Below are 24402 nucleotides of genomic sequence, written 5' to 3'. Positions count from 1 at the left end.
CATGGGATTCGACCTTAAGCCAAAAGAGCTGCTCCAAAACGTCAATTACGACAATCCGCCCAAAACCGGGTGGATGGATACGCCCAACAACTTCGCGCCGGGCAACTGGTGCTATCCGGCCAAGCCGGACCTTTATGGAAAATTGGGGTTTCCCAACGCCAGGGAATGGAATCCCGGCGAAGAGGATTGGAAACTGCCTGAAAACTGGCAGGACATCATTCATCGCGCCTTCCGCGAACGCCTGGACAAGTACCGCTCGCTCAAAGTCTTCATGGACATCTGCGTGCGCTGCGGAGCCTGTGCCGACAAGTGCCACTACTTTATCGGCTCCGGCGACCCCAAAAACATGCCCGTCCTGCGCGCCGAACTGCTTCGTTCGGTCTACCGCAAGGACTTCACCATGGCAGGCAAAATCCTGGGCAAGCTGAACGGCGCCCGCGTGCTGGAAGAGGACGTCCTCAAGGAATGGTTCCTCTACTTCTACCAGTGTACGGAATGCCGCCGCTGCTCCCTGTACTGCCCCTACGGCATCGATACCGCGGAAATCACCATGATGGCCCGCGAACTGATGCACGAGGTCGGTCTGGGCATCAACTGGATCATGGAGCCGGTTTCCAACTGTAACCGCACCGGCAACCACCTCGGCATCCAGCCCCACGCCTTCAAGGACATTGTGGAATTCCTCTGCGACGACATCGAGGAATACACGGGCGTGCGCATCAACCCGCCCTTCAACGAAAAGGGTCACGAGATCCTCTTCATCACGCCTTCGGGCGACGTGTTCGCCGACCCCGGCATCTACACGTTCATGGGCTACCTGATGCTCTTCGAAGCCATCGGCCTGGACTACACCCTGTCCACCTATGCTTCCGAAGGCGGCAACTTCGGCCTGTTCACCACGGCCGACACCATGCAGAAGCTCAATGGCAAAATGTACGCCGAGGCCGAACGCCTGGGCTGCAAATGGATATTGGGCGGCGAATGCGGCCATATGTGGCGCGTGATCAACCAGTACATGGACACCATGAACGGGTACATGCAGCACAGTGGCATGATCACTCCCAAAAGCCCCATCACCGGCACGGTCTTCCACAACGCCGCAGCCACCAAGATGGTGCACATCGCCGAATTCACAGCCGACCTCATCAAGCACAACAAGCTCGACCTCTCGCCCGAACGCAACAACAAGCACCGCGTCACGTTTCACGATTCGTGCAACCCGGCCCGTGCCATGGGCTTGCTGGAAGAGCCCCGCTACATTCTCAAGAACGTATGCAACAACTACTTTGAGATGCCCCCCCAGACCACACGCGAGCAGACCTTCTGCTGCGGCGGCGGCTCCGGTCTGAACACCGACGAAATCATGGAAATCCGCATGCGCGGCGGCCTGCCACGTGGCAACGCCCTGCGTCATGTGCAGCGCCAGCACGACGTGAACCTCATGTCCTGCATCTGCGCCATCGACCGGGCAACTCTGATCCCCCTGGCCGACTACTGGGCGCCCGGCGTCCAGATTTCCGGTGTCCACGAGCTGGTAGCCAACGCGCTGAACCTCAAGGGCCAAAACAAGCGGGAATTCGACCTTCGCGGCGAGCCCTTTGAAGAGGAATAGGAGGGAGTAATCCATGTACCACGGCAGTAAGATAATTGTCGGGCTCATCGTCTTCCTCGGGCTTGTGACCTTCCCCTTGTGGTCCAACCTGGGAACCAAGACGTTTGAACAGCCCAAGCTGCAACTTCCGCCCGAAAGCGTCGCTACACAGTGCGTGGAGGATACGGAATGGATGCGCGAAAACCATATGCAACTGCTCAACGAATGGCGTGACTGGGCAATTCGCGACGGCAAACGCGTCTACGTAAGCCAGACCAATCACAAAGAGTACGTCATCAGCCTCCAGAACACCTGCATGAAGTGCCATGTGAGCAAGGAACAGTTCTGCGACAAGTGCCACAATGCAGCTTCCGTGTCGCCCTATTGCTGGGATTGCCACATCGCTCCCAAGGAGGAGAAATAGGCATGAATAACAGCAGAAGAAGCTTCATAAAATACACCGGTGCGTCCCTCATGGGACTCGCGCTGGCAGCCCCGGCCGTCCGCGCCATGGCCAACACCGGCGGCAAGGAGCCCGTGCATCCCCGCAAGGAACAGCTCCACGCCACACGCTGGGCCATGGTCATCGACACACGCAAGCTGAACCACAAGGAAGACTTCGAGCCACTCATCGAAGCCTGTCACAGCTTCCACAACGTGCCCGACATCCCGGGCAACCAGGATATCAAGTGGATCTGGACCGACACGATGGAGCACGTTTTCCCGGAACAGCACAACCCTTTCCAGGCAGAAGGCGCAGAGCACAAGGAATACCTGCTTATGTGCAACCATTGCCTGGAGCCACCGTGCGTACGGGTCTGCCCCACACAGGCAACCTTCAAGCGTGAAAGTGACGGCATCGTCATCATGGACATGCACCGCTGCATCGGCTGCCGGTATTGCATGGCCGCCTGCCCCTACGGCGCGCGTTCCTTCAACTTCATGGACCCGCGGCCGTACCTCAAGCACGAGAACAAGACTTATCCCACACGCATGAGAGGCGTTGTGGAAAAGTGCAACTTCTGTGCGGAGCGCCTGGCAGAAGGCAAAATGCCCGCTTGTGTCGAGGCATCCAAAGGCGCGCTCATCTTCGGCGACTTGGATGATCCCAACTCCGAAGTGCGGAAAGTGCTGAAGGAGAACTACTCCATTCGGCGCAAGCCCAGCCTTGGCACGAACCCTAACGTCTATTATCTCATTTAGGGGGATTCGCCATGCTTGAGACTGCATTGAAAGGAAGCAAGTTATATTGGGCCTGGCTGCTCCTGCTGCTCGTCGTCATGGGCGTGGGTGGCTTGGCGTGGATGAATCAGCTGCAACACGGTCTGACCGTTACCGGCATGAGCCGCGACGTATCCTGGGGATTCTACATCGCCCAGCTGACCTACATGGTCGGCGTTGCCGCAGCAGCCGTTATGCTGGTTCTGCCCTACTACTTCCATCATTACAAAGAATACAAGGAATTGATCATCCTGGCCGAATTCCAGGCCATCGGAGCGATCATCATCTGTCTCGCCAGCGTCGTGGTCGACCTTGGTCAGCCCCAGCGCATGATGAACATCATTTTCCATCCCACACCCAACTCGGTGCTGTTCTGGGATATGATCGTTCTCAACGGCTACCTGTTCCTGAACCTCGTCGTGGGCTGGGTAACGCTTGATTGCACCCGCCAGCGGGTCATGCCTCCCAAGTGGGTCAAACCCCTGGTGTACCTGTCCATCGTATGGGCCGTGTCCATCCACACGGTTACGGCGTTCCTGTACGCAGGTCTGCCCGGCCGTCACTACTTCCTTACCGCCGTTATGGCAGCCCGCTTCCTGGCCTCCGCATTCTGCGCCGGTCCGGCCATTCTGCTGCTGGTAGCCACGGTTCTGGAAAAGACGACCGACTTCCGCGTGAGCGACGCTGCCAAAAAGACACTCACCAAGACCATTACCTACGCCATGTGCGTCAACGTCTTCCTGTTCCTGTGTGAAGTGTTCACCGCCTTCTACTCCAACATCCCCGGCCACAAGCTGCCTATCGAGTTCTTGTGGGGATTCTGGGAAGGCAACGTGAACTACGTGTCCACCCTCATGTGGATCGCCACCTTCGCCGCCATTGCCTCGCTTATCATGCTTATTCCGCCCAAACTGCGGGATAACCAGAAGCTGCTGCCCTGGGCGCTGATTCTGCTGGTGCTGGCAACCTGGCTGGACAAGGGCGTGGGCCTGCTTATCGGCGGTTTCACACCCAACATGTTCGAAGGGTTCACACCCTACACCCCGACCCTGCAGGAAATCATGATTACCCTGGCCGTTTACGCCACGGGCATGTTCGTGATCTCCGTGCTGTACAAGGTCGCACTGAGCATTAAAAAGGAAGTGCGCTAGCGCACAGCCCTTCGGGGACCAAAGGCTCCGCCTCTGGACTCCGCCAGGAGGGAACGCCCTCCTGGACCTGCGATTCAATAAAAAAGTCCCCTGCCATCTGACGATGGCGGGGGATTTTTTTGTTTGGGGGAGGGGGAAGAGGAAGAAAGATTCTGCGCATAACTCCCTTTTATTAAAGATTGTTCGGCAAATAACGGGCTTCAGAGACAAATAATTACCAACTTATCAGTTTAGCTGCTTTTTTCCGCAGAATTTGATACGCCAGAACTGCGAAATCGAAATTCTGTCCGGTTTGGCGCAGAAAAGCGGCATCCCCCCCGTTGAATGTTAGTAACTGGTACTCGACACGGCAGGTTTATTTGCAGGAGAAGGCCACCGGTGTTTCCGGCACCTCAGGGCTTGAAGCCCGCCAACGCAGTGGCACCACCCACTGACGTGGTGCAAAAAAAATCGGGGAACTCCATTGGAATGTTCTGCATGACAGATCGTGTGTCAAAAGATCAATGCGAACGGAGGTTACGCATGTTCCGATCCAAAACGAATTCACATGTGGAAGAGCTGGCCGAAGAAACCCGCAAGGGTGGCATCGACCGCCGCGCATTTCTGCGCTACGCCTCGCTTTTGGGAATGTCGGCCATAGCAGCCGGAGCCATGGCAGGGATGACGCCCCACGAAGTTCTGGCCGTGCAGCAGGAAGACTGGGCAACCCTGGACAGGGAAAGCCCCTTTGAGGTCAAGAACCTGCTCATCGACAAGGCCAAAAGCGCCTGCGAAGCCAAAGCAAAGGCAGGCATGCCCTGCTCCGTGCTCAATGCCGGACGCGGCAACCCCAATTTTCTCAACACCACCACCCGCCAGTCATTCGCGCTGCTTACCCTGTTTGCAGCCACGGAAGCCAACAAGCTGCACAAAGACCCGGACCTGGGCCTCATTGTGGGCCGGGACGGCCTGGCAAACCGCATGCGCAACTTTGCCGCTGCCCGCGTAAAGGAACCGGGCGGCATGTTGCTCAAGAACAGTGTGGACTACATTCTGGACAACCTGGGCATGGACCCAAACGAGGCTGCCTACCAACTGGTGGACGCCGTACAGGGCGACCACTATCCAGAGCCGTCGCGCATCCAGCCCGTGGTGGAAAAGGGCGTAAGCCGCTACCTGGAAAAGATCGTCTTTTCCGGCAACGCGCCCAAGCAGCCTTTCAGCCTCTTTGCCACGGAAGGCGCAACCGGCGCCATGGTCTATCTGTTCAAGTCCTTGCAGATCAACGGCATTCTGAACCCCGGCGACAAAATCGCCATTGTCACCCCCATTTTCTCCCCCTACCTGGAAGTGCCGGTCCTGAACCGCTTCGGCCTCAAGCCCGTCTACATCCAGACCACGGCGGAAAGCGGCTGGCAGGTTCCCAAAAAGGAAATGGACAAGCTCAAGGACACCTCCATCAAGGGGCTGTTCCTGGTGAACCCGGCCAACCCGGCCTCGGTTTCGCTGAACAAGGAAACCGTGCTGGGCATTGCCGACATCGTACGCAATTACAACAAGGACCTGGTCGTCATCTCAGACACGGTCTACGCCAGCTTTGTGGACGAATTCCACACCCTGGCCGAGGAAATCCCGGAAAACGTGCTGGGCGCGTACTCCTTCTCCAAATACTTCGGCGTCACGGGCTGGCGGCTGGGCGTTATTGCCGTGTTCGAGAACAACGTGTGCGACCGGCTCATCAAACGCTTGCCCAAACGCACACAGGCCCTGCTCGATGCTCGCTATCGCCTTACCTCGGGCCAGCCGCAGGACATCCCATTCCTGGACAGGCTGGAAATCGACAGCCGCGACGTGGCCCTGGCCCACACGGGCGGCCTTTCCACGCCGCAGCAGGTCATCATGCTCATGTTCAGCGTGTACGAGCTGATGGACGAGAAGAGCGAATACAAAAAGATGATCATGGACATTTTGCGCGAACGCTGGGCCGCGCTGTACCAGGGCCTTGGTATGAAGGCGCCGGATAATCCTGGCCTGACGCGCTATTATGCGCTTATCGACATCAAGGACATGGCACGCCAGCGGCTGGGCAAGGCCGCGGCCAAGTCCCTGGACAAGCGTCCGCCATTGGAACTGCTTTTCAAGCTGGCAGAGGAACATATGACCATCTGCCTGCCCGGCGCCGGATTTGCCGGACCGGACTGGTCGTTGCGCGTGGCTTTGGCCAACCTGCCTGCCGAGGATTGTATGCAGGTGGGCAGAAATATTGCGGCGACTCTCGACTCCTACATCAAGGGATAAAGGGGGAGGCCGCACGATTTTTGCCACCGGCGGCGTTACAACAGATTTTCGCTGCGCGGGATGTATTAAAGAATACTATCCACGCTTGCGAAACCCCGTTGTGCCTTGCCGGAGCCAAAACTTACGCGGCCTTGGAAGATGGTAGGTAGTTAAAAAATCAAAAACCGGGGTAGTCGTGGTGACGCCCCGGTTTTTATTTGAAAAAAGGCAATTACATAACCTACTAACTTTAAAAGAAAATCTTCTTTAACTGCCCAATTTCGCGGGCTGCTCAAAAAGGCGGGAGAGCAAGGCGCCAGCATTGCCGCGAGCGAGGACAGTATATGCCAATACGGCCCGCGATGCGAAAATGCGCAGCAACGAAGCTATCACGTTTTTTTCAGCAGCCCATCCCCCTGCAACGCAGCTATCACGCCTTTTGGGGCACCCCCCTAATAAAAAGTTCTGGAAGGGGGAGCGCGAGGGGGAGAACCTTGAAGTGCCATATAAAAAATGGACATTCTCTGAGAGGTTAGTCCGCTACGTTACTTTTAGCCTGGTGGATGTTTTCATATTCCACCGGGCTTTTATAACCGATTCCGGCATGCCGCCGTTTCCTGTTATAAAATCCTTCCAGGAACATGAAGATATCCAGTTTGGCTTCGGAGCGGGTCTGGTACCTGCTCCAATTTACCCATTCCCTTTTCAGCTTGCTGAAAAACGTTTCTGCAACGGCATTGTCCCAGCAGTTTCCCCTGCGGCTCATGCTACAAACCATTCCATTTTGACTCAGGGCTTTTCTATACAGTTCGCTGGTGTATTGACAGCCTTGGTCGCTGTGATGGAGCAATCCCGCTTTGGGGGATCTGGATTTAACGGCCATTGTCAGAGCCTTGCAGGCGAGATGTGAGTCCACGCGTTCCGACATTGCCCAACCCACCACGCGTCTGGAGAACATGTCCAGAGTAACAGCAAGATACAGCCAGCCTTCTCGTGTCGGAATATACGTAATGTCCGACGCCCATTTCTGATTCGGTGCCGAGGCTAAAAACTGTCGTGAAAGATGGTTTTCAGCCACAGGCGGATTCGGTCCAGTTTGACAGGGATAACGATGTTTTCGCTTCAACTTGGACTGCAGTCCAGCAGCCGCCAGCACCCGCCGCACTGTCTCCGGGCAACACCAAAACCCAACCTGCTCCACGACGTCCATATGCACCTTGCGATAGCCGTAAATTCCCCTACTGGCGTGATACGACTTCTGTGCTGCGGCAAGGACCAGCTGCCGCTTCAACGCCAGTCTACCGGGCTTTCGCCTTGCCCACGCATAATAGCCGCTTCTGCTGACGGACAGAACTTTGCAAAGAACCTTCGTCGGGTAATGTCCCCTTTGCTTTGCGATCCACGCGTACTTTACAGGGACTCTTTTGCAAAGTACGCCGCTGCCTTTTTTAGAATTTCATTCTCCATGCGCAGGCGGGCATTCTCGTCCCTCAGCTTGGCATAATCGCTGGCAGCTGACGTGCTTTCCTCTCTGGGAGAAAGTTCGCCACTTGCACGATACTTTCTAACCCAATCACGAACTGACCAGCCGCTACAGCCAAGCTGCTGTGCAACCTCAGAAAAGGAATACCCTTGTTCGACAACAAGCTTTGCCGCTGACAACTTGAAATCTTTTGAATATCTCATACGTGCCACTATGCTCTCCTGTTGGAGCGAACAGTAACCTCTCGGTTCGTGTCCGTCATCTATAGGGCACTTCACCTCTTTCAAGAGGTTTCCCCCTCGCTCCTCTTTACAGCCCCCTACATCACTAAAAACTCCGTAAAATCCGCCCTTAACAACTTTTCGATTTGCGCGCTTTTCTCTTCCTTACCCAGCTCGGCAAAAACAAAGGCAAAAACCGGATGCTGGTGAAAGTCGATCTTGCGCAGTTGCAGCACCTTGGGAAACAGGGCAGCAAAGCGCTCGTAATCGACCGAGCGTATCTGTGAACGGTCCACCGAGGAATCAACGTCGCCAATGACCATGGCATAGGTATTGCCGGAGTTCTGCGCCAGAATCGCATCCCAATCGGGCCGGATGCCTTGCATATAGCATTGGTAGGGATTGATTCCGTATGCGTAGTAGGCCAGGTCGGTCACACACCAGCCTGCAAAGCGCATGGGATTCACTTCAATAATGCCCAGGTTGCCGTCGGTGCCCTGGCGCAGCTCCATATGCACCGGATAGTTGGCAAGGTGCGCCCGGTCCCCAATCTGCGCCAAGAGGGCCAAAAACTGGTCGTGATGCTGGCGGATGATTTCCGTGGACGTGACGTAGCAGCGGTCGCTCACATCATGGCTGGAAGAGAATGCGTGCGAAAAAATGTTGATGATCACCGGCCTGCCCTGAGCGTCATAATAGGCATCCACGGCAAACTCCTCACCTTCGATACACTCCTCGATGATAAAGGTGTCCACGCTCACGACCCGGCTGGGGTACATGGTGCAGATGTGGTCGACTTCCGAGACTATGGCATCGACAACCTGCGGCCATTCCTGCGGGGAAGAAACCATATGCACCCCAAGGCTGAAGAATCCCACGCTCGGCTTGATGATACACGGCATGGGCAGTTCGTCCACGTCCACGGCCTTCAGATCGGCAAGCTGTACCTCGCGGTAGAAAAATTCCGGGTACATGTCCCTGACCAGGTCACGAAATCTGGCCTTGTCCTTGAACAGACTGTTCGCCCTGTCCAGTTCGCTGCCCGCCAGATGTTCGCTGACCCAATCGATGGCATTCTCCGAGTTGGCATAGACCTTGGGCACGGTACTGCCCTGGTACAAGGCCTGCGCCTTTTCCGATGGCAGGAGCGGCATGGTTCCCGGCTCGAATGCGTTGCGGGAAACATCGTTCTCAAGAACGTCCGCCTCCATCTCCAGCAACGTTTTTTTCATAAAATCAGACACATATGGCTCTTCCAAAATGAACATTATCCGGCTCCTGAACTGGTCTGGGGTGTTGCCGCTGCGCTCCGAAATCGACGTGGCAAAAGAGCGCGACGGCATGGCACAATGCGGGTTGCATTATGGAGGGAGAGCTTCTAGTAGTAAAATTAATTGTTATTATTTTTTCAGTTAATTTTACTTACCTAAAAGGTGTGCGCATGCTGCCGGATTTCAACAGGCTGAAGGTCTTTCACGCTGTTTTTGAGCAGCAAAGCAGCACGGAAGCGGCCAAGTTGCTTCACATCACGCAATCGGGCGTGAGCCAGCATATCAAAAAGCTGGAACAGGAACTCCACACCGAGTTGTTCACGCGTGTGAATCGTCGGCTGGTGCCCACCACGGCAGGGAGACGGCTGTTTGCCACTGTGGATGGGTTCATACGCTGTTTGGAAAAAGACGTGCGTACGCTTGATGAATCGTATGAGGTTCCGGCGGGCGAATTGCGGATAGGCTCGCCCAAGGAATTCGGCAAAACATACCTTCCCAAGGCCATGGCTTCATTCCGCAGTCGATTTCCCAAAGTGTCTTTCAGGCTCGAACTGGGGCCGCCCGACACCCTGCTGAGGCACCTCTCCACAGGCAGCCTCGATTACGCGTACATAGACATTCTGCCCATAGGTACCGATGCGCCGGTTATCAATGCGGGCTACGAAATCCAGCCGATTCTCCGGGAAGAATTCGTTCTGACGTGCTCCCAAACATATTATGCAGACCATGTACGGAACGAGGATTACGATACGCTGACAAAGCTGGAGTACGTGGGCTTCAGGGACGACATTGCCCTATTCCAAAGCTGGTTCAAGGTACAGTTCGACAAGGAGCCCGACACCTTGGATCAGGTTTTGGTTGTAGACGATATCGGGGCTGTTATTTCAGCTGCCGAGGCAGGATTGGGGCTGGGCATCGTGGGAAGCCATCTGGTGAACAAACAAATGGCCGACAAAAGCCTTATTCCCATTGCCGGACACCACAAACGGCTCGAAAGCATTGTGGCTTGCGTTCAATTCCGCAACAAAACGGCCACGCTGGCCGAGCGATATTTTCAAAAACATGTGCTCGGCGAGTTGGCTCAGATACCCCACCTTTCTTTGGAGTAAGGCCGTGCGATTTTTGCCACCGGCGGCGTTACAACAAATTTTCGCTGCGCGGGATGTATTAAAGAATACTATCCACGCTTGCGAAACCCTATTGTGCCTTGCCGGAGTCAAAACTTGCGCGGCCTTGAAAATTTCGGTTGTAATAGAAAAAAAACCGGAGCTGTCATTGCGACAACTCCGGTTTATATTGAAAAGGTCAACCAGCTAACCTGCTAATTGCGAGCGGTTATCTTCTTTACCTGCCCAACTTCGCGGGCTGCTCAAAAAGGTGGGAGAGCAAGGCGCCAGCATTTCCGCGAGCGAGGACAGTATATGCCAATACGGCCCGCGATGCGGAAATGCACAGCAACGAAGCTATCACGCCTTTTTCAGCAGCCCTTCATCCCCTAATACAAGCCCTTGCCATTCAAAAACTTGCTATACTTCTGGTCCGTGCCCTGAATATGGTTCACAAGCCAGTCCTTGAGAAAGCGCATGATATCCATGGTGACCTTGGCAGTTCCGGCCTTGAGTTCGGCCTCGAAGTCAGCGACCTGCTGCACAAAAATGGTGTGCTGCTTCTTGTGCGCCTCGGTGGCGGGGTAGCCGTACTTGTCGAAATACCTTTCCTCGGCCTGAAAGTGGGTCACGGTGTAGTCTTTGAGGCGTTCCACAACGTCCAGAAGGACACGGTCGGACTTGCGCTGGCGCATGGCGGCATGCAGTTCGTTGATGAGGTCCACCAAACGCTTGTGCTGGGCATCTATGGACCTGATGTTGACGGAAAGGCTGTCGGTCCAGGTAATGAGCTTATCGCTGGATACGACCTCTTCCAGGCGCCCCTGGGCCATGCTTTGGATTATGGTGTCCAGTTCTTCGGCCAGGCCGGAAATTTCAACCAAGGCCTCGGAGGACATATGCATGCCCTTGGCCGTGTTCTGGGCAACATTCGTCACTTCCAGAACCGCCCGGTTGATCTGCTCGCTGACGGCCGACTGTTCTTCGCTGGCCGTGGCAATGGAAGCAACCTGCCCTGCGGTATCTTCCACAAAGCCCACGATTTCTTCCATGAACACGCCGGACTTGTTGGCAGCCTCCGTGCTGACAAGAATATCTCCGGCAGCGATTTCCACGGCCTCGATATTTTCCTGGGCCTTGGCCTGAATTTCATGCACGGCCGCACCGACTTCTTTGGTGGCGGCCATGGTCTTTTCCGCCAGTTTGCGGACTTCGTCGGCAACCACGGCAAAACCGCGTCCGGCGTCGCCTGCACGGGCAGCTTCGATGGCGGCGTTGAGCGCCAGCAGGTTGGTCTGGTCGGCAATGTCGTTGATGACGGTCATAACCTTGCCGATGTTGTCCGCCTGCTGCCCCAACCCGGCCATGGTTTCCTTGAGCGTGTCGAAACGCTGGCTGATGTTGTTGATGGCCGAAACAGCCTGGTGCACGCCTTCCGCTCCGGTCACCGCGTTTTCACGCGAGTTGTCGGCGCTCTGTGCAGCCTGGGAAGCGTTGCGGGCAACCTCCATGACCGTGCTGGTCATTTCTTCCATGGCAGTGGCGGTTTCGGTCATGCGGTCGCGCTGCACTTCCACGCCCTGGTTGACGTCTTCAACGCGGGAGCTGAGTTCTTCCACTGCCGTAAAAATATGCTGGGAAACACCCTGTGCCTTGGAGGCGGCGGTACGCATGTTTTCCATCAGCGCGGCCACGCGGGTTTCGTTCTCTGTGGCTTTTTCCAGGGCCTGACGCACCTCGTCGGCCTTTGCCTGGGCTTCACGATGGGCTTCCGTGGCGTCCTGGGCGGTTTTGGTCAGGTTGGTGACCATAGCCCCCATGGAGCGGTGGAGCTCGCCGAGTTCGGCAGTATAGTTTCCCGAGGCCACGGCGCTGAGGTCGCCCTTTCCAATGCGGGAAGAGTAGTCGCGCAGGCTTTGCAGCGGCACGATAAGCCGGGCGCGCAGATTAAAGATGATGAAGGCCAGGGCGAGTATGGCCACGCCAAAGCACATGGCCTGGATGGTGACAAACTGGTTGAATGTGCCCTCGGCACTGATCAATGCCGAGCCGAACATGACGGCAATAACAGCGAACATGAAAACAACCGATGCAACAAGCCTTGTTCCGATTCCCACAGTGTCCTCCGGGATTCCAGCGGGACGAAAAGATATCGTGGCTGGATAATATTGTATTCGACGCTGGTGCATAGCATACCGGCGTAGAAAAATAGCAATGTCGTTAAATTGTAAAAAATGAAATTATTATGACTAATAACTCCGTCACGTCGGGTTTAGCAAACTTCCAACTAAATGCAAGTTTTTCCTAACAACTTCCAAAACTCCCATGAATAAAGGATTTTCTGGAAAAGATTTTGAGCAAATAGGGAAAGAAGAGGAGGAGAAATCACAACAACGGGAAATTACATGGCTGCAAAAAGCTGAAATATGAAGCAATGTCCTTTCCGCTTCCCACGGAAAGTGACTGCGAAAGATAACTCCTTCCCTCTATTCATACTAAATTGATATGATTTTTTTGTCGAGAAAATCGATTGTGCTGCCGCCATATCAGCCGGGCAGGGCCAGCCGGCTCCGGATAAGGGCCCAAAAGGAAGAGGCTTCGCAGGAAAACCGCCAGCCAAGATGGCTCAAACAGCCGCTGCACACCCCAACCTGCCAGGAACAGCCGTTGAACCAGGTGAACTCGTCGCTTTGCGGGCCGGTGGCAATACAGCCGGGGGCTTTGGAAAAACAGATGACTTCGAACATCCGCCCGCTGGGATTGAAAAAGGTATGGACATGGCTGCCCTGCCTTTCCACGCTCCACGACATCAAGGTAATGGCCCGGCGACAATCGCGGCAAAGTATCCAGGGCGTGGTGATCCGATCGTCCTGCTCTTCGGTCTGGATTTCAGGCGGCCGCAAATGCCCGGGGGCTTCGGGGTGCAGCAGGGATAACCCATTGGTAATCATACCTTTGCATACTTGAAACAGCGGGGGAAAGAAAGAAGGGGAACCTGATTTCCCACAGCCGCCGCCCTTGTCTGAACAGCCAGCCAGACCATAAAAACAGGAAACTACATTTTCCGTCTTTTATACGCGTAGTTTTCCGTTGCCGGACCAGGTAAATTACGTTTTTTCTCACAAGCTTTTTTTCTTATACAAAAACAAGTGGTTCCAGCTGCTGACGGCCGAGGATAAGCCGTACTTATCTTGATTATATCGAAAAAATATGCAAATATATCTCGTTTTTGGGTAAGGATTTGGGGTCCATTCTTCTTTTCAAGTGCGCGTGTGCCATATATCGCGCCTAGATCACATCGAGTTAACAATTTTATCCATTTGGGAGGATTCATGAAACGGATCACCTTGTTGTTCACGTCCGTATGTCTTGCCCTCTGCCTTCTGGCAGGTTCGGCCATGGCCAAAGAGCTGACTGTCGCCACAGACACCAACTTTCCGCCTTTTGAATTCAAAGACCCGGCCACCGGCACACACACCGGCTTCGACGTGGAACTGTGGGACGCCCTTGCCAAGCAAATCGGCGTCACCTACGAACTGCAGCCCATGGACTTCAACGGCATCATCCCCGGCCTGCAGTCCGGACAGCTCGATGTGGGCATCGCCGGCATCACCATCAAGCCCGAGCGCGCCAAAGTTGTTGATTTTTCCGATCCCTACTACAACGCCGGTCTGCTCATCCTGGTAAAGAGCGACAACAACGACATCAAGAGCATTGAAGACCTGAACGGCAAGGTTGTTTCCACCAAGCTGGGCACCACCTCCGAAGACTTTGTCAAAAAGAACGCCAAGGCCAAGGACGTAAAGCTGTTCCCCAACAACGACGCCATGTTCATGGAACTGTTGGCTGGCGGCGCCGACGCCGTCATGTTCGACTCCCCCGTGATTGCCGACTTCATGCGCACCGCTGGCAAGGGCCAGGTAAAGGTCGTTGGCCCCCTGTACATGGGCCAGTCCTACGGCATCGGCTTCCCCAAGGGCAGCCCGGTTGTAGCCAAGGTCAACGCCGCTCTGAAGACGCTGCGTGACAACGGCACCTACCGCGAACTGTACGTGAAGTGGTTCGGCACCGAGCCCAAATAAGGGGCCTTGTTTTCCGTATTCCTGAGCACTCTTTGGGCAGCCTCCGGGCTGCCCAAGTTCTTACAAGAACCGCTTTGCCCCGGCTGCTCAAAAAACGCACCGACCGAACCGTCGGCGGGCTTTCTGTACAGCCAGTGCGATATCCGCGAACCGGGAAAAATCTCGGGCTTGCTTAAGCAACTGCGTAGGCAGGGTTACACACAGCGGACCATGCCTACTGCGTAACTTGTCGCAAGTATTGTTGTTCTTCAAAAAGAATCACTCAGATGCGGCACAAGATCTTCAACGCTTCCAGATAAGAGGGGTATATGGCATTTCAATTTGAACCGAGTGTCGTTTGGGACACCATTCCCATGCTCATGCGTGGGGTCAAACTCACCATTCTGATCACTTTGGGCGGGCTCTCTCTGGGCTTCGCGCTGGGAGTGGTCGCCGGATTCATGAAACTTTCCCGTAACTGGTTCTCCCACAAGATTTCCATCATATACATCGAGTGTATCCGCGGCACCCCAATGCTGGTGCAGGCCATGTTCCTGTACTACGGCATTCCCATGGCCCTGGGCATCCGCATCCCCCCGCTCACAGCCGGTATCATCATCATTGCCATCAACTCGGGCGCCTATATTGCGGAAATCGTGCGCGGAGCCATCCAGTCCATCAACACGGGCCAAATGGAGGCGGGCCGATCCATCGGGCTTACCCATTTTCAGACCATGCGTTTCATCATCTGGCCCCAGGCCCTCAAACGCATGATCCCGCCCCTGGGCAACCAGTTCATCATCAGCCTCAAGGACACCTCCCTGCTCATGGTCATCGGCGTGGGCGAACTGCTGCGCACCGGTCAGGAAATCGTGGCAGTCAACTTCCGGGCCTTCGAGGTCTACTTTGCCGTGGCCATAGTCTATCTGGTCATGACCCTTTCCATTGCGCGGACGCTGCGCGTGGTGGAAAAGCGGATGAACCAGAAACTGAAGCGCTAATTGCCAGGGAACCAAGAGAGCATAGATATGATCCAAATAAAAAATCTGCATAAAAGCTTCGGCGATCTGGAAGTCATCAAAGGCATAGATCTGCACGTGAAGGCAGGCGAAGTGGTCTGCATCATCGGCCCGTCCGGGTCGGGCAAGTCCACGGTCCTGCGCTGCATCAACCGTCTGGAAAAGCCGACCTCCGGGGACATCATCGTGGACGGCTACAGCATCATGGACCCCAAGACAGACATCAACTATGTGCGCACCGAAGCGGGCATGGTGTTCCAGCAGTTCAACCTGTTCCCGCACATGAGCGTGCTGGACAACGTCACCCTCGGCCCCATCAAGGTGCGCGGCACGGCCCGCAAGGACGCCGAAGAACTGGGCCGGCGCCTGCTGGACAAGGTGGGGCTGAAGTCCAAGGCCTCCAACTACCCTGGGCAGCTTTCAGGCGGCCAGAAACAGCGCGTGGCCATTGCCCGCTCTTTGGCCCTGCACCCCAAGGTCATCCTGTTCGACGAACCGACCTCGGCCCTGGACCCGGAACTGGTGGGCGAAGTGCTGGAAGTAATGAAAAAACTCGCCCTGGAAGGCATGACCATGGTTGTGGTGACGCACGAGATGGCCTTTGCCAAGGAAGTGGCCGACCGGGTCATCTTCATCGACAAGGGCGTCATTCAGGAAGAAAACACGCCCCACGAATTCTTTGCCAATCCCAAGCACCCGCGCCTGCGAGACTTTCTGGGCAAAGTGGTCTAAAACCAAAAACGTTTGTCCGCGCCGCCCCTCCGTCCGGGCGTTTGCCCAATCCCGCGGCGCATAAAAAGAGTCCGGCCCTGGATGCGCAGATACTTCTGCCCGTTCGGAGCCGGATTCTTTTTTTTGCACAAAGCTCCACTGCCCCAAAAAAAGGCCGACACGGAGACATACTCCGCATCGGCTTTTTAACTTTTTAACGCACTGAAACTATACCACTTTTACAAAAAGACAGACTCTAAAATTTATCTGCGCAATTGCTTCGCTACCGCCCAACCGCGCAGGCTAGGCCAAAGGATTCGTGACTTGCCGATTCCCTCTTTTTCCCTCTGCCCAATCCATAAGGCTGGACCTTAAGGTTTGGCCCTCACCCCAAAAAAGTCATTGGTCGGCTTATTTCTTCTCTACCACCCACCCGCAAGGCTGCTCAAAAAGGTGGGAGAGCAAGGCGCCAGCATTTCCGCGAGCGAGGACAGTATAGGCTAATACGGCCCGCGATGCGGAAATGCGCAGCAACGCCGCTATCACGTCTTTTTCAGCAGCCTTACCGACTACGACGTGTGTACGCCCTAAACAACAAACCACCCCCCGCCAATATCATGGGCACGGAAAGCAGCTGCCCCATAGTCAGCCAATCAAAGGCAATAAAACCAAGCTGCGAATCCGGCTGACGGGTGAACTCCACACTAAAGCGGAACAGCCCGTAGAAAAACAAAAACATGCCGGAAACAGCCATGCGCGGCCGGGGCTTGGCCGAATAAAACCAGAGGATGCAAAACAGGGTCACGCCCTCCAGGGCTGCCTCGTAGAGCTGCGAAGGATGGCGCGGCACCAGCCCGGCTTCGATGTCCGGGAAAATCATGCCCCAGGGCAGGTCGGTGGGGCGTCCCCACAGCTCGCCGTTTATGAAGTTGCCGAACCGGCCGCACATAAGCCCGATGGGAGCCAGCGGACAGATGAAGTCGCCGATGTCGAAACAGTTGATATTTTTGTTCTTGGCAAAGAGCAGCACGGAGACAATGACGCCGATAAGCCCGCCGTGAAAGGACATGCCGCCACGCCAGACTTTAAAGACGATGAGCGGATCCTGGTATACACTGGGAAAATCATAAAATAAGATGTATCCTACTCTTGCGCCTATCATCAGGCCCAACACGAGATACCAGATGAGGTCGTCCACCTGTTGTGGCATAATGGGCGAATAGGGCTTGCGCGCGCGGTAGCGGCCGAGTATCCATGCGGCAGCAAACCCCGCCAGATACATGAGCCCGTACCAACGGATCTGGACCAGTCCGAGGTCCAGCGCGATAGGGTCGAAATGGGGATATCTAAGCATATGGAATCCTTGGCTTGTCAGCGAGACAAAGCAACACCGGCCATGGTTTGCCGTCGTGTGCAAAATACAGGGGCAACTGCCGGAACTCTGGCTGACAATTGATGAAATCCGCCTTGCGGACATGGAAACATGTTCGTTACGGGCACAGTCTTACGGGAGTTTGGCGATGAGGAAAACAATTTTTGCCATCTGCATTCTAATCATAGCCGCGGTCATTTTCGTCTACGCCCAGTTCAACACGCTGGTCAAGAAAGCGGTCGTCACCTACGGCCCCGAAATCACCGGAACGGCCGTGGGGCTGGAAGGAGTGCGCATTTCCGTGCTCTCCAGCCAGGGTTCCATAGAAGGGCTGACCATTGCCAACCCTCCGGGGTTCAGCAAATCCAATGCCCTGGAAGTGGGGGAAATGCATGTGGAGATCAATGCGGTCACCGTGCTGAGCGATACCATTGAAATTCCGCGTATCGTCATCACTTCGCCGCATGTTCTGTACGAGGCCGGTCCCAGGGGTACGAACCTCCAGACAATTGCCGACCACGCCCTTGGCGCGGAAAAAAGCGAAGCCAAGGCGGAAAAGGCCGACGGCGGCAAAAGCGCAGGCAAAAAGGTGGTCATCGGCGAGTTGATCATCAGGGACGCCCAGGCGACCATGGCCTTGCAGGGATTGGGCGGAGCCCAGGTAACCCTGCCGGAAATACGGCTGACCAACATAGGAAAAAGCAGTGGCGGCGCCACTTTTGCCGAGGTTGCCAAAATCGTTCTGGATACGATAACCAAGACGACTGCCAAGGCGGCGGGATCAATTGACGTGCAAAGCATAATCAATGATCCAGGCAAAGCCGTGAAAGGCGTTGCCGACGAGCTGAAAAAGGGACTTGGATCGCTCCTCAACTAACACCCTTCGGCAACGCCAGACAAATCAAAGCCCCCCTCGCAAACTGTGCTTGGGGGGCTTTGTTGTCTGTATTTTCCGAAAAAGACGGAAGTCCGGTTACGGACTTTGGCCAGATCGTGGTCCGGACCGGACTGCCTAGGAAGATTCCAGCAGAGACCGCAGGGTGTTCAGATTGCGCACGTCATCGGCCAAGTCCTTGTCCTTGGGCGTTTCCAGCACCATGGGGCGGTCGGCCAGGCGCGGGTCGTTGAGCAAATGGCGGAACGGTTCCAGCCCCAGCACGCCCTGGCCGATGTGTTCGTGCCGGTCCTTGCGCGATCCCAAAGGATTTTTCGAGTCGTTGAGATGGAACAGAAAAACCCTGTCCAAACCGATGAGCGCGTCCAGTCTGTCCATCACTCCGGCGTAGGATTCCGGCGTTGTCAGGTCGTGGCCTGCGGCATGACCGTGGCAGGTGTCGTAACACATGCCCAGCCGGTCCGGCTCGGCCGCGGCAGCCATAATTCCGGCAATTTCCTCGAACCGCGCGCCCAAAGTGGTGCCCTGGCCTGCCGTGTTTTCCAACAGAACGCGCACGGGCAAAATGTCCCTTCCCGCCGCAGGTTCCAGCCCCTCGGCCAATTCCTCAAACCGGAAAAAAGCCCGGTCAAATGCCAGGTCCAGCCGTTGGGCAATTGCGGCAATGCCAGCTTCCACGCCGCTTTTCACATGCGCGCCGGGGTGCAGAACCACATGGCCGATTCCCAACACACGGCAGCGGACAAGTTCGGCAGCCAGGGCGTTCACCGACTTTTCCCCCAGCTCCGGGTCGGGCGTGGCAAGGTTTATCAGATACGATGCATGCGAGGCCACATAGGGACGCAATCCGTCGCTCCCGATTTCCCTACCTTCCCTGCCTTCCCAGCCGTTCCAGGCCGAGGCAAAGGCTGTAGCTTCGTCGGCTGAAATGTCGGGAGTTTTCCATTGGCGCTGGTTGCGCGTGAAGATCTGCATGGCGTTGCCGTCCACGCTGCGCAGCCGGTCGAACGCCTTTTCCAACCCGCCCGCCGTGGGCATGTGGGCTCCAAGAAGGGGCATATATGATCCTTTGTGATGTTTTCCGAAAGCTCAGCCTTCGCCATGCAGGTCGCCGCCCGGTATCAGACGGTCGGTTTCCTGCACCTTGAGGACATAAAAATAGACCCAGGCCCTGACCAGCCGTCCGCTGTCCAGACGCACCGGAACCTGCTCGCGGCAGTAGACCCTGGGGTGTTCCTCCAGGGCGTCCAGCATGGTCAGCAGGCCGTCGCTCACCTCGTAGACCTCGCCCATGATAGGGCTTACGCATTCGTCGCGCACCACCAGGGGATATTCCCCCCGGTACAGGGCATAGGCGTTCTCGGTACGGGCTCCGCCCAAAAAATGGGTCCCGCTGAGATAGGCATGATACATGAAGCCCTGGCGCAACGTGCCATAGGCAAAAACAAACTGACTCACATATTCTCCGTGTATTCCTGTGAAGTTCCGCCTACTCGGCGGACAAATCGGCAGCCTTGCGCAGCAAATCGTCCCAAAGAATGGTCTGGCTCAATCCAAACAACCGGGTCAGCTCCATATCGTCAAAACGGGCCTGCAGCTTCATCTGGTTGCCACTCACCTGGCCCATTGCCGCCATGGTGTCGGCCTTTTCCATGCTGGAATGCTGCACATGGCACACCCGGAGGGAACCGGCATAGTAACTGGGGAACCCGGCCAGGCAGGAGCGTAGATCGTGGTCCAGATCGTCGAACTGGGTGGGATTGTAGCGGATGTCGAACAGCCCCGCCTTTTCGATGGAGCACATGTTCAAGAGATGGCAGCAGCCCGAGACGGAAAGGCACGGCCTGTCGTAGCCGTACATGCCCATGTCCAGCTGGCCGAAGCAGTTGTTGAAGATTCCCAGCCTGCTCCCTCCCTCGCTGTTGTCCAGAGGATAGTTGTTGTAATCTGCGGACTGCAAGCCGTAGGGACGCTCTGCCGAAACAATGCGGCAGCCGATTGCACCAAAATTTTCCAATCTGCCAGACGCGGCCAGCAAATGGCCCAGCCACCCGGAAGGCAGAATCACGTCGTCGTCCAGAAAGGCGGCCAGGGGCCTCTGCCACACTTCGGGCAAACTCAGCAGCCAGTTGCGCGCACCCGGCGCACCAATGTTCACGGGCAGGCGCACCTGGGAAAAACGGTCGGAACCAAAGCGGTCCTCTGCCGCATTGAGCACGTCGGCCATGGCGTCGGTGGAGCCGTTGTCCAGCACCACAATGCGGGCATTGCCTCTTTCCGAGGCGTACAGGCTGTCCAGGGTGCGGGCCAGCAGTTCGCTCTTGTTCCAGGAATAGAGCAGGATGTTCACCCCATCCGAACGGGAAAGGGCATCACCAGCCCCGAAGTCGCCAAGCGGATAACGCAGGGCATGGGCCATGAGGCAGCTGTTGACGTGCCAGGGCATGGCCCGGCAAAGGCCCGTGTAAATGTCCCCGGCTTCGTCCGTTTCCCCGGCCTGCACCAGCAGCATGGCCCGCATGGACAGCTTCCATTGCCCCCACAAGGCGTCGTCGCAATCGTTCAGCATGTCCAAGGCCTGCTCCGGGTCGTCACCTGCCAGATGGTGCACGGCCCACTCGGCCTTCAGCCGTTTTTTCAGGGGCAGCAGTTCGGACGGAAACGCCGTGGCTTCCAGCATGGTGAGGGGAAGATCGCGCGAAGTGCATTTGATGAGCCTGTCCCAGGCAGAGGCCAGCAGGGGGAAGCCCTGCTTTTTGTCTCCCAGTTTGGGCAGCAGAAAACGGGTCAGCAGCCGGATATCGTACAGGTCGAGTATATCCTGCAGCTGCGGGTCGGTTTGATCGGGCAGATAGCCACTCACCCTGGCCGCAAAACGGGCCAGCTCCTTTCCGGAAAAAAAATTGGCCGACCCAATTGGGGATGTTTGGGGCACTTCGGGGAAATTTTCCGCCGCAGCCGCCTTTTGCGCATTTTCCAGATACAGGGGGATACGCTGAAAAGCCCAGCCTATAACGGAGGCTGCCAGCCAGGGCATGTCGGGCAGAGCGGGAGCAGCCTTGTGCAGACTCAACAACGCGCCCCGCTGTTCCACGCCCAGGCAGAGCAAGGGGTGGATCTGACGCAATTTTTCAAGCACCATGAAAGGTGTTGGCAGAAGCGTTGATACGGCGTTCATGCTCTCATTGTACGTGTTGGCTATCGGCGTGGCAACAAGGGCATTTACAGTCGCGCCGCAAATGCCTACAGGGAACAGGACGTCAACCACAAAACATGGAAGCGGAGAGCACCCCATGCGTATCGCCAGTCTGCTGAGTAAGATCCAGCCTTCTGCAACCCTGGCCCTCAATGCCAAGACACAGGAACTTCGCGCCCAAGGCGTGGACATTGTAAGTCTTGCCGTAGGGGAACCGGATTTCGAAACCCCCGAACACGTAAGAACCGCGGCCAAAGAGGCCATGGACCAGGGATTTACCAGGTACACGCCAGTGGCCGGAACCCCCGAGGTTCGGCAGGCCATTGCCGGTTATTACAAACAATTCTACGGCGTTGACGCCCCCAAGGAAGCCACCATGGCCACCTGCGGCGGAAAACACGCCCTGTACAACATATTTTTGAGCCTGCTCGATCCGGGGGATGAAGTCCTTATTCCCTCCCCCTATTGGGTAAGCTATCCGGACATGGCCGCCCTGGCCGGAGCCGTCAGCGTGTTCGTGCCCACCGAGGCCAAGGATAACTACCTGGCTACCGTGGAAAACCTGGAAAAGGCACGTACGTCCAAAACCAGGGTTCTGGTGCTCAACTCGCCCAGCAACCCGACGGGCGGCGTATACAGCGCAGAACAGCTGGACGCCATTGCCGAGTGGGCCAAGGCCAATGATGTCTTCATCATTTCGGACGAGGTGTACGACCAACTGGTCTACGAACCTTTCAAGCCCGCTTCACTGTCTCCGTTCTGGCAGCGCCACCCCGAGTGCGTCGCCATTGTCGGCGCGCTGTCCAAAAGCTTTGCCATGACCGGCTGGCGCATGGGATTCGTCCTGGCCCATCCGGACCTCATCAAGGCCATGACCAAAATCCAGAGCCAGTCCACCTCCAACATCTGTTCCGTGGTGCAGAAGGCGGCCGTGGCCGCACTGACCGGCCCGTGGGACGAAGTCGCGCGGATGCGCAAGGCCTTTGCCCGCCGCCGCGACCTGGCCATGGACATCATCGCCACCTGGAAGGGTGTAACCTGCCCCAAACCCGATGGCGCATTCTATCTGTTCCCCGACGTTTCCGCCTGCTTCACGGCAGACACCCCCAACTCCTCGGCCATGAGCGAAAAGATTCTGGAACAGGCAAAGGTGGCCGTGGTTCCCGGCGTCGCCTTTGGCGAAGACCGGTGCGTCAGGCTTTCCTACGCCCTTGACGATGCCACGCTGGAACAGGCATTGTTGAAAATGGGAGATGTGCTCGCCGGGTAGATCTTCGGTACCAGTCCGGAATATGCTACTTTTTTCAGTGAATGAAATAAGGCGCAATTTTTGTTTTTCTATTGCGTGGAATTCATTGAAAAGTCATACGATAGCTGTATCATATGCTTTGCACATCGGCGCGGCGGTATTTCGCCGCCGTGCCGATTGACACGAAGCTCCCTGCCTCCACCGGATTTCGGAGGGACATTCAGATACGGCATCCAGCCGGAGGAGTACGCGAATGACCACTTTTTCCATTGATTGGACCAACGCCGATTTCAACGACCTGAACTGCCAGAACTACCAGGCCAAGGCACGCACCTTTGCGGGCCGCCTGGCCGACAGCATCGCGGACGGTGAACTTCCGTTCGTGAACCTGCCCTACATGGACCTCCTGCTGCGCCAGCTGGACGACATGAAGGAGTACCTCTCCAATTTCGAGCACATGCTCCTGCTGGGCATTGGCGGCTCGGCCCTGGGCGCCCGCGCCCTGCAAAAAGCATTTTTCCCCCAACAGGACCGCCCCGGTCACAAAGGCCCCTGGCTGTGGGTCAACGACAACGTGGACCCCGCCGCCCTGCAGGGCTACTTCGACACCCTGCCCCCGGAAAAGACCGTTGTCGTGGTCATCAGCAAGTCGGGCGGCACCATTGAAACCGCCAGCCAGTACATTTTGGCCAAGGAATGGCTGCGCCGGGCACTGGGTGAGGACTGGAAGGACAACATCCTGGCCGTAACCGACGCCGAAAACGGCGAACTGCGCAGCGAGGTCGAGGAACTGGGCATGCAGAGCCTGCCCGTGCCCGACAATCTGGGCGGACGTTATTCCGTACTTTCCGCCGTGGGCCTGGTGCCTGCCGTTTTTCTGGGGCTGGACTACCGGCGCATCGCCCTGGGCGCGCACGACGCGGCCAAGGAACTGTGCGCGGCCAAGCTTACGGAAAAGAGCCTCAACGACCACCCCGCCTGGAAACTGGCGGTCTGGAACCGGGCGCTTATGGAAAGCGGCTACACCGAGCTGATCTTTTTCTCCTACATCCCCATGTGGGCCACCTTCGGCAACTGGTTTGCCCAATTGTGGGCCGAAAGCCTGGGCAAGGAAGGCAAGGGCAGCATGCCGCTGCCCAGCGTGGGCGTTACCGACCAGCATTCCGTCAACCAGATGTATCTGGACGGGCCGCGCAACAAGGCCTGCCTGTTCCTGACCTGCACCGGGCTGGACAAGGGCATGGCCTTCCCCGACACGCTGCCCGACAAGTTTGCCTTTCTCAAAGGCAGACAGTTCGGCGAACTGCTCCAGGCCGAGGCCTTGGGGACCCGCATGGCGCTTACAAAAACCGGGGTGCCCCTGGTGGCTCTGGACGCCCCCACTGCCGGATTGTACGACGCGGGCAAATTGATTATGTTGCTTGAACTTACAACGCTCCTCACTGGATGGCTCCTGGACATCAATCCCCTGGACCAACCTGCCGTGGAATTGGGCAAACGGCTTGCCAACGCCCGGCTTGAAGCCGAGGGCTATGCCGAGGAAAAAGCCGATCTCAAGGCATTTCTGGAAGGGGAGCGTACAATCCAGGAGATCTGACG

Annotated in this window: 21 protein-coding genes; 12 read left to right on the top strand and 9 right to left on the bottom strand. The window is 56.5% G+C overall.

All coding sequences use genetic code 11. From position 1 onward, the window contains the following. Position 1: 1 nt before the first annotated feature. The 5 genes from dsrK (at position 2) to ACI0FJ_RS14525 (ending at position 6240) form a co-directional block, all read left to right on the top strand. Positions 2 to 1612: a sulfate reduction electron transfer complex DsrMKJOP subunit DsrK gene (gene dsrK / locus ACI0FJ_RS14545; protein WP_424304618.1), complete on the top strand. Its 1611-nt coding sequence runs from the start codon at positions 2 to 4 to the stop codon at positions 1610 to 1612. 13 nt (positions 1613 to 1625) lie between these two features. Next, positions 1626 to 2015: a sulfate reduction electron transfer complex DsrMKJOP subunit DsrJ gene (dsrJ, locus tag ACI0FJ_RS14540; protein WP_424304617.1), complete on the top strand. Its 390-nt coding sequence runs from the start codon at positions 1626 to 1628 to the stop codon at positions 2013 to 2015. A gap of 2 nt (positions 2016 to 2017) precedes the next feature. Continuing rightward, complete coding sequence (gene dsrO, locus ACI0FJ_RS14535) at positions 2018 to 2794, top strand: sulfate reduction electron transfer complex DsrMKJOP subunit DsrO (protein WP_424304616.1); 777 nt, start codon at positions 2018 to 2020, stop codon at positions 2792 to 2794. 11 nt (positions 2795 to 2805) lie between these two features. Further along, positions 2806 to 3963, top strand: a complete 1158-nt coding sequence (gene dsrP, locus ACI0FJ_RS14530) for a sulfate reduction electron transfer complex DsrMKJOP subunit DsrP (protein ID WP_424304615.1) — start codon at positions 2806 to 2808, stop codon at positions 3961 to 3963. A 522-nt stretch (positions 3964 to 4485) separates the two neighbouring features. Then, the gene (locus ACI0FJ_RS14525) at positions 4486 to 6240 is read left to right on the top strand and encodes a bifunctional aspartate transaminase/aspartate 4-decarboxylase (protein WP_424304614.1); all 1755 of its coding nucleotides are present in this window, start codon (positions 4486 to 4488) and stop codon (positions 6238 to 6240) included. Between the two features lie 511 nt (positions 6241 to 6751). On the opposite strand, the gene ACI0FJ_RS14520 is transcribed toward ACI0FJ_RS14525, so the two are convergent. The 3 genes from ACI0FJ_RS14520 to ACI0FJ_RS14510 all read right to left on the bottom strand — a co-directional run bounded on the left by ACI0FJ_RS14520 (position 6752) and on the right by ACI0FJ_RS14510 (position 9191). Further along, the gene (locus tag ACI0FJ_RS14520) at positions 6752 to 7618 is read right to left on the bottom strand and encodes an IS3 family transposase (RefSeq protein ID WP_424306474.1); all 867 of its coding nucleotides are present in this window, start codon (positions 7616 to 7618) and stop codon (positions 6752 to 6754) included. Between the two features lie 11 nt (positions 7619 to 7629). Next, entirely contained in the window at positions 7630 to 7905 is a 276-nt protein-coding gene (locus ACI0FJ_RS14515; protein WP_424306476.1) for a transposase, read from the bottom strand. Between the two features lie 116 nt (positions 7906 to 8021). After that, the gene (locus ACI0FJ_RS14510; protein ID WP_424304613.1) at positions 8022 to 9191 is read right to left on the bottom strand and encodes an ATP-grasp domain-containing protein; all 1170 of its coding nucleotides are present in this window, start codon (positions 9189 to 9191) and stop codon (positions 8022 to 8024) included. Positions 9192 to 9364: 173 nt separating this feature from the next. Here ACI0FJ_RS14510 and ACI0FJ_RS14505 point away from each other — a divergent pair, with 173 nt between their 5' ends. Then, a complete protein-coding gene (locus tag ACI0FJ_RS14505) occupies positions 9365 to 10303 on the top strand; it encodes a LysR family transcriptional regulator (protein ID WP_424304612.1) in 939 nt (312 codons plus the stop codon). A 386-nt stretch (positions 10304 to 10689) separates the two neighbouring features. On the opposite strand, the gene ACI0FJ_RS14500 is transcribed toward ACI0FJ_RS14505, so the two are convergent. Next, a complete protein-coding gene (locus tag ACI0FJ_RS14500; RefSeq protein ID WP_424304611.1) occupies positions 10690 to 12417 on the bottom strand; it encodes a bacteriohemerythrin in 1728 nt (575 codons plus the stop codon). A gap of 429 nt (positions 12418 to 12846) precedes the next feature. After that, a complete protein-coding gene (locus tag ACI0FJ_RS14495; RefSeq protein ID WP_424304610.1) occupies positions 12847 to 13251 on the bottom strand; it encodes a cereblon family protein in 405 nt (134 codons plus the stop codon). 381 nt (positions 13252 to 13632) lie between these two features. On the opposite strand from ACI0FJ_RS14495, the gene glnH reads away from it, so the two are divergent. The 3 genes from glnH to ACI0FJ_RS14480 all read left to right on the top strand — a co-directional run bounded on the left by glnH (position 13633) and on the right by ACI0FJ_RS14480 (position 16112). Continuing rightward, the gene (glnH, locus tag ACI0FJ_RS14490) at positions 13633 to 14382 is read left to right on the top strand and encodes a glutamine ABC transporter substrate-binding protein GlnH (RefSeq protein WP_424304609.1); all 750 of its coding nucleotides are present in this window, start codon (positions 13633 to 13635) and stop codon (positions 14380 to 14382) included. Between the two features lie 308 nt (positions 14383 to 14690). Then, the gene (locus tag ACI0FJ_RS14485; RefSeq protein WP_424304608.1) at positions 14691 to 15362 is read left to right on the top strand and encodes an amino acid ABC transporter permease; all 672 of its coding nucleotides are present in this window, start codon (positions 14691 to 14693) and stop codon (positions 15360 to 15362) included. A gap of 27 nt (positions 15363 to 15389) precedes the next feature. After that, a complete protein-coding gene (locus ACI0FJ_RS14480; RefSeq protein WP_424304607.1) occupies positions 15390 to 16112 on the top strand; it encodes an amino acid ABC transporter ATP-binding protein in 723 nt (240 codons plus the stop codon). Between the two features lie 541 nt (positions 16113 to 16653). Here ACI0FJ_RS14480 and lgt read toward each other — a convergent pair. After that, positions 16654 to 17445, bottom strand: coding sequence for a prolipoprotein diacylglyceryl transferase (lgt, locus tag ACI0FJ_RS14475; RefSeq protein ID WP_424304606.1), 792 nt, complete (start codon positions 17443 to 17445; stop codon positions 16654 to 16656). Positions 17446 to 17611: 166 nt separating this feature from the next. On the opposite strand from lgt, the gene ACI0FJ_RS14470 reads away from it, so the two are divergent. Then, positions 17612 to 18340 carry a hypothetical protein gene (locus ACI0FJ_RS14470; RefSeq protein WP_424304605.1) on the top strand — a complete coding sequence of 243 codons (729 nt, stop codon included), beginning with the start codon at positions 17612 to 17614 and terminating at the stop codon, positions 18338 to 18340. A gap of 135 nt (positions 18341 to 18475) precedes the next feature. Here the strand turns inward: ACI0FJ_RS14470 and ACI0FJ_RS14465 are convergent, their stop codons facing one another. From ACI0FJ_RS14465 to ACI0FJ_RS14455, 3 genes are read right to left on the bottom strand one after another with little or no spacing between them, the layout of a single operon-like run. After that, positions 18476 to 19417 (bottom strand): deoxyribonuclease IV, encoded by a 942-nt coding sequence (locus ACI0FJ_RS14465; RefSeq protein WP_424304604.1) that lies wholly within the window; start codon positions 19415 to 19417, stop codon positions 18476 to 18478. 30 nt (positions 19418 to 19447) lie between these two features. Beyond that, on the bottom strand, positions 19448 to 19816 hold the full coding sequence (locus ACI0FJ_RS14460) for a gamma-glutamylcyclotransferase family protein (protein ID WP_424304603.1): 369 nt from the start codon (positions 19814 to 19816) through the stop codon (positions 19448 to 19450). Positions 19817 to 19847: 31 nt separating this feature from the next. Beyond that, entirely contained in the window at positions 19848 to 21536 is a 1689-nt protein-coding gene (locus ACI0FJ_RS14455; protein WP_424304602.1) for a glycosyltransferase family 2 protein, read from the bottom strand. Between the two features lie 115 nt (positions 21537 to 21651). Here ACI0FJ_RS14455 and ACI0FJ_RS14450 point away from each other — a divergent pair, with 115 nt between their 5' ends. Together ACI0FJ_RS14450 and ACI0FJ_RS14445 are read left to right on the top strand one after the other, a co-directional pair. Then, on the top strand, positions 21652 to 22824 hold the full coding sequence (locus ACI0FJ_RS14450; RefSeq protein ID WP_424304601.1) for a pyridoxal phosphate-dependent aminotransferase: 1173 nt from the start codon (positions 21652 to 21654) through the stop codon (positions 22822 to 22824). Positions 22825 to 23056: 232 nt separating this feature from the next. Further along, a complete protein-coding gene (locus ACI0FJ_RS14445) occupies positions 23057 to 24400 on the top strand; it encodes a glucose-6-phosphate isomerase (RefSeq protein ID WP_424304600.1) in 1344 nt (447 codons plus the stop codon). Positions 24401 to 24402: the final 2 nt, after the last annotated feature.

The organism is Desulfovibrio sp. 7SRBS1 (assembly GCF_049723905.1).
Classification (GTDB): Bacteria; Desulfobacterota; Desulfovibrionia; order Desulfovibrionales; family Desulfovibrionaceae.
Note: the sequence above shows the minus strand (reverse complement) of the source record. Positions and strands in the feature narration are given on the sequence as shown.